A 6,235-nucleotide genomic window follows, 5' to 3' on the forward strand; every position below is an offset into this window, starting at 1 on the left:
ATCAGGATCTCAGCCTGGACTTCCGCTATTTTTTTGTGCGCAAGCTGATGTTCGTCAAGCATGCGGTGGGATTTGTGGTTTTTCCTGGTGGCTACGGCACCATGGATGAACTGTTTGAAGCGCTGACGCTCGTGCAGACAGGCAAGACCAGACCCTTTCCAATCGTTCTGATCGGACGTGACTTCTGGGGCGGTCTGGTGGACTGGATGCGGCAAGTGATGCGCACAGACCATGGCTGTATTAGTGACGATGATATGGCGTTATTTGAAGTGACTGACTCCGTTGAGCATGCTTTTAATCTGGTTCACGAAAACTTCCACCGCATTCAGGAAGCGGATCAGCGTGATAATTTGCCCTCAACGGTTTGACATTGCCGCCATGGCCAGCGTATCCCAAGGCGCAGAGTCGGCGATTTTTCTTAGCACGTGGTCCACGAATAGTTCCACCTTGCGTGTGGATCGCTGTGGGTTGCGATGGATCATCCAGAGCGGCAGCGCAAAGCGGTGCTGAGGCATGATTTCGATCAATGCGCCTGACTCGACCTGTTTCAGCGTTGTCATTTTTGGTAGCCATGCAATCCCCAGGCCGTCCACCGCAACCTGACGGGCCATAAGCATTTCATTGGTGGATATCCGGTAATTCGGTGTCACCGAATGAAATTCTTTCGGCGCATATTCGGGCCAGGTTAGCAGGGTGAAGTTGATCATAGAGTGATCATCAAGTTGTGCTGCCTTAACAGGCGTGCCGTTGCGCTTCAGATAGTGAGGGCTGGCGCATAGCGACAACTCCATCTGCCCGAGGCTAAGTACCGGGTGATGGGTTTCCGGCTTGCTACCGTAATCCAGTATCAGGTCGACATCTGTAGCATCGGGATCAATGCCGTCCAGTTTGACCGAGCCCTCCACAGTGATTTTCGGGTATTTTTCGAGAAACGCGGAAATTACAGAGAACGCCCAGCTGTCGTCCGTTGAAAAGGGCATCACGTAACGAATGTGTCCCGACGGCTCCTGTTTTAGTCGTTGCACGGCAAGCTCAGCATCATGGGCGGTTGTCTGAAGCTGATGGCAGTACTGGTAAAAAACCCTGCCAGCCTCTGACGGGGCTACCCGTCGGGTGGTGCGCTCCAGCAATGGCGTGCCCAGACGGGATTCCAGTTCCGCTACTCGCCGGCTGATGGTTGACAGCGGGATGCCGAGAGCTCGCGCTGCGGCGGTGAAGCCGCCATGTTGGACCACTGCAGCAAACAGGTTCATGTCGTCGAGACCGCTCATTATTATCCCGTTATATAGATAAAGTATCCCATTATTATGGCTTTATCCCATAAATTGCCAGAAGTAGTCTTGCTGCTCGAACACAAGCGTGGGGGATAGAGCATGACGGACTGGCTACTGGCTCATCGCTGGCGGGTTATATTGGCCGTCACTGCGGTGCTGGCGACGATGATTGCGGGCCTGGCACAGTTGCGGTTTGACACGCACTACCGTGCCTACTTCGACGCAGACCACCCCTATCTACTCAGCCATGATGCCGTAAATGAAATCTACACTCCTCAGGATGGCGTGTTGTTCCTGCTTGCTCCTCAACAGGGCGACGTATTCGCTCCTGAGGTGGCCAGTCAGCTGGTGCGGTTTACCGAGCAGGCCTGGACACTGCCATTCTCGATTCGCGTTGACAGCCTGAGCAACTACCAGCATACCCGCGCTGATGGCGATGCGCTGACCGTTGAGGAGCTAATCAGTGAATATGCTGTACAGGACTCGGCGTTGCTCGAGGAGGCCCGCAAGATTGCTCTGGCAGAGCCTGAACTGGTGGGCAAGCTGGTGTCTGAGCGGGGTGATGTGGCTGCGGTGTTGGTAAGTTTTCAGATGCCGGGGGAGTCTTTTCGGGAAAACATCGATGTTGCCTTGGCAGCTCGACAGATGGCTGATCAGTTTCGCGCTGAAAACCCGGACACACAGATCTACTTGTCCGGCATGATGATGGGAAATTACGCCGGCATCGAAGTTTTGCTGGACGATAATCGGACTCTGGTTCCACTGATGTGGATCGTGATTATTGTGCTGCTGGTTCTGTTGTTCCGATCATTTTCAGCCACATTTATTACTTTGCTGACGATACTGCTATCAACACTGGCAGCGCTGGGGCTTTGTGGCTGGTTTGGCACTCCCATTGCCGGCCCGTCATCCTCCGCGCCAATTATCATCATGACTATCGCTGTGGCGGATTGTGTACATATTCTGGTGTCCTACTTTCACGCCTGTGATCAGGGTATGGAAAAGCGCGCCGCGATTCGGGAAAGCCTGAGGGTGAATCTGGCACCCGTATTTCTCACCAGTCTTACCACCGCTATCGGCTTTCTAACGCTCAACTTCTCGGATGTGCCGCCGTTTCGGGTGCTTGGTAACACGGCCGCCGCAGGGGTCGGTATCGCATTCCTTCTTTCGGTAGTTTTGTTGCCGGTGCTTATGTGGACATTTCCGCTGGCATCACACCGTCGGGATATTGAGTCTGCGGGCCTGATGATGCCAGTGGGGGAGCATATTCTAAGATATCGGCGTAGTTATTTTTTTCTGGTCGGTCTTGCTGCTCTTGCACTGACGCTGCTGGCGCCTCTGAATGAGGTCAACGACCAGTTCGTAAAATACTACGATGAATCCCGAGAGTTCCGCTATTCAACAGACTTTGCTGACCGTCATCTAAGTAGCGTTTATGACATCAGCTATCACCTCAAGAGTCGCGATGAAAGTGGAGTTTTTTCATATGAGTATTTGCAAGCAGTGCAAGACTTCGAGGTTTGGTTGCTGGCCCAGCCTGAAGTTATCAACGTGCAGTCCCTTGTTGGAACGTTTCGTCGCCTGAACCGCAGCATGCATGGCGACGACCCTGCCTGGTACCGCATCCCGAATGATCAGCAATTGGCCGCCCAGTACTTTATGCTCTATGAAATGAGCCTGCCGTTCGGATTGAGCGCGACGAACCAGGTTAGTTTCGACAAAATGGCCAGCCGTATCCAGATTACCATTCGTGAGCAGACCACGATGGCGATGCTGGATCTGGAAAAAAAGTATTCGGCCTGGCTGAAAAGCAATGCGCCAGAGATTGAGGCGCAACCTTCCAGTGTCATGTTGATGTTCTCCCATATCGGGGTCGAGAATGCCCGTAGCATGATTGTCGGCACTATCTTTGCGCTGATCTTGATGTCGCTGATTATCGGTGTTGCGCTACGTTCCGTGCGAATGGGGCTGATTTCCCTTGCAGCGAACGTGTTGCCGGCTGGTATGGCATTCGGTGTCTGGGCTCTTTTATATGGGCAGGTGGGCCTGTCTGTGGCGGTGGCGATCGGCATGACACTGGGTATTGTGGTCGACAACACTGTGCACCTGCTCAGCAAGTTTCAGCTTGCCTTGCAGGAGAGGCATGCCAAGCCCGGTGAGGCACTGCTTTATTCTTTCTCGCACGTGGGTGTGGCTGTCCTGATTTGTAATTGCGTGCTGATTGCCGGATTCCTGATTCTGGCGCAATCAGACTTCAAGCTGAACAGTGATCTGGGCATGTTTACGTCATTGACATTTGCGCTTGCCCTGATCGTGGATTTTCTGTTGCTGCCCTGGCTGCTGTTGCGGTTCATGCAACCCAGAGGGCGGCCCGTGGTTGAGGCGAGTAATTGACGATAAATCGTGGTAAAGGCAGAGTTGGCCCAGTTAACAGAATTAGAGGAGAAGGGTATGTACAGACTGATAGGTATGGTGATCGCCGTAGCGGTCCTGTCCTCCGGGGTGATGGCGCAGACGCAGACGCCGGAGCAGAAGGGCATGGACATTGCTCGTGAAGCGGATCGCCGCGGTGAGGGTTTTGGTGATTTCGAAGCATCGATGAAGATGGTTTTGAGTAGTCGACGTGGTGATCGATCAGAGCGCGAACTGCGGGTGCGCACACTTGAGGGCAAGAAAGGAGAAGGTGACAAGAGCCTGACAATCTTTGATACACCCGCGGATGTACGCGGCACCGCTTTGCTGAGTTGGAGTCACGCTGATCGTGACGACGATCAGTGGCTGTACCTGCCAGCATTGAAGCGCGTTAAAACCATTGCCTCACGTAGTCAGTCGGGAGCCTTTATGGGCAGTGAGTTCGCGTTCGAGGATATGCGTGCTCAGGAGGTCGATAAATATACCTATAAATATCTTCGCGATGAGCCCTGTGGCGACCTGACCTGCTTTGTTTTCGAACGCTATCCGCAGGACAAGTACTCCGGTTATACCCGCCAGGTGGTATGGATGGATCAGGCGGAATACCGGGTCCACAAGATCGACTATTACGATCGCAAGCAAAGCCTGCTGAAGACCTTGTCAGCGACCGATCATCAGCAGTATCTGGAGCGTTTCTGGCAGCCCGGACGGATGGAGATGGTCAATCATCAGACTGGTAAAACTACCGAGTTGCTGTGGAGTGACTATCGATTTAACACTGGTCTTGGTGAGTCGGACTTCACCCAGAACAGCCTGATGCGGGCGCGCTGATCCATGGGCTTTCGATTAGCGACAGTTGGTACCGCGCTGCTGGCCTGCAGTATGCCAGTGACGGCCTGGGAGTGGCGAGGTGAAGCGGGATTGGAAGGGCGCTATTTTACCGCCGGCCCCGGAGCGGCGGATTACTGGCACAACGGCTCGGCCTACCTGCAAGGCCAGCTGCTACATGAGTGGAACGACCGGCGCGATCTTTTTACTTTTACTCCGTTTTACCGCATTGATGAAAACGACGACCAGCGAACCCATGGTGATATTCGTGAGTTGATGTGGATTCATGTGGCCGATCAGTGGGAATCGCGGATTGGTATTGGCAAGGTGTTCTGGGGTGTTACCGAAGGCCGTCATCTGGTCGATATCATCAACCAGACCGATGCGGTCGAGCAGCAGGATATGGAAAGCAAGCTCGGCCAGCCGATGATTAACCTGTCCGTGGTGCGCGACTGGGGCACGCTGGATTTTTATCTTTTGCCCGGGTTTCGTGAACGCACCTATGGCGGTGTCGATGGTCGTCCGTCGCTGCCGCTTCCGGTGGAGTCAGATGCCGCTCGCTATGCCTCATCCGCAGAAGATAAGCGTATTGACGGCGCAGTACGCTGGCAGCAAATGTTCGGCAGCCTGCAGATTGCCCTGTCGCATTTTTCCGGCACCGGCCGGGAACCTCTGCTGTTTGTTAACCTGTTTGAGTTTCAGTTCGAGCCTTACTACCCGGTGATCGAGCAGTCCGGTATGGAGTTGCAGTATCTGCTTGGTGGCTGGCTATTCAAGGCGGAAGCCATTCGCCGCAGTGGCAACCGGTTTGAGCGAGCCATGCACGCGGCCGATGTGGGTTTCGAATTTACCCAGCCAGGGGTGTTTGGCAGCGGCCTTGATCTGGGCTGGATTGCCGAGTATCTGTGGGAAGATCGGGATGAGCGTTTTGTCTCGCCGTTTGCCAGCGATGTGCTGGTGGGTAACCGCCTGACCTTCAATGATATTGCGTCGACGGAACTTCTCTGGGGGCTGATCTGGGACCCGGATAGCGGTGACCGCATCTACACACTGGAATCCAGCCGTCGTTTTGGCAGTCAGTGGCGTGCCACTCTTGAGGGGCAGTTCTACAGTCGGATTGACGCTAGTCCTGGTGTGCCGTCGCCGCTGTCCGTGTTTGCAGATGAGGACATGATTCAGCTGGAAGTGATTCGTTATTTCTGAGGCGAAAGAATCACTGCTGGCGCACAGGTTAGATCCGATGGCGCCAGCGTAATGTGAACAGAAAAGACAGAATTCAGAGATCTTCGAGGCGCAGGGCGTCGCGAACGGTGCGCATCTTTTCCTGAACTTCGCCGCTACACAGATTATCGAACAGTGCTTTCGTAGCGGCAGTGGGTGCCTTTGCAGCTAATACACTGTACATATCAATCAGTACGTCATGAAACTTAATTGACAGCGCTAGTACGGTTTCGGTGTCCACTTTTTCCAATGTGTCGCACAGGGCATTGAGGTCCGGCGGTAGTTTGATGTCCGGTGCCTGATCGTACCAGGTAGCTAGCAGGGATTCCGCCGCGTCTTCTTCATAATGCTTCAAGGCCGAACTTAAAGCCCTTTCGTGCTCAGCCAGATACTGCAACAACATGCCGACGCGGTCCTTCTCGTGTCCCTTTGCAATGCCATCGTAGTCATTGGCAAGAGTGTCATGGAAGGTGCGTGTCCAGTCTATTACTTCGCTGATT

At 53.9% G+C, this 6,235-nt stretch carries 6 protein-coding genes; 4 read left to right on the top strand and 2 right to left on the bottom strand.

Annotation, left to right across the window (positions count from 1 at the left end):
* Nucleotides 1-368 (top strand): LOG family protein (locus tag J1C54_RS15980; RefSeq protein WP_229149901.1); only part of this gene is annotated, 368 nt, incomplete at its 5' end.
* Here the strand turns inward: J1C54_RS15980 and J1C54_RS15985 are convergent.
* Nucleotides 357-1,271 (bottom strand): LysR family transcriptional regulator, encoded by a 915-nt coding sequence (locus J1C54_RS15985; RefSeq protein WP_229149903.1) that lies wholly within the window; start codon nt 1,269-1,271, stop codon nt 357-359. The two genes, J1C54_RS15980 and J1C54_RS15985, sit on opposite strands and share 12 nt — an antisense overlap.
* Before the next feature lie 102 nt (nt 1,272-1,373).
* Here J1C54_RS15985 and J1C54_RS15990 point away from each other — a divergent pair, with 102 nt between their 5' ends.
* Genes J1C54_RS15990 through J1C54_RS16000 form a run of 3 tightly spaced genes read left to right on the top strand, consistent with a single transcriptional unit; the run spans nt 1,374 to nt 5,717 of the window.
* Entirely contained in the window at nt 1,374-3,668 is a 2,295-nt protein-coding gene (locus tag J1C54_RS15990) for an RND family transporter (protein ID WP_229149904.1), read from the top strand.
* Between the two features lie 57 nt (nt 3,669-3,725).
* The gene (locus tag J1C54_RS15995; RefSeq protein ID WP_229149905.1) at nt 3,726-4,517 is read left to right on the top strand and encodes an outer membrane lipoprotein-sorting protein; all 792 of its coding nucleotides are present in this window, start codon (nt 3,726-3,728) and stop codon (nt 4,515-4,517) included.
* 3 nt (nt 4,518-4,520) lie between these two features.
* Nucleotides 4,521-5,717, top strand: a complete 1,197-nt coding sequence (locus J1C54_RS16000; protein WP_229149906.1) for a hypothetical protein — start codon at nt 4,521-4,523, stop codon at nt 5,715-5,717.
* A 73-nt stretch (nt 5,718-5,790) separates the two neighbouring features.
* Here the strand turns inward: J1C54_RS16000 and J1C54_RS16005 are convergent.
* On the bottom strand, nt 5,791-6,235 hold a 445-nt coding region (locus J1C54_RS16005), incomplete at its 5' end, for a hypothetical protein (RefSeq protein ID WP_229149907.1).

The organism is Alcanivorax sp. 1008 (genome assembly GCF_020667895.1).
Classification (GTDB): domain Bacteria; phylum Pseudomonadota; class Gammaproteobacteria; order Pseudomonadales; family Alcanivoracaceae; genus PGZG01.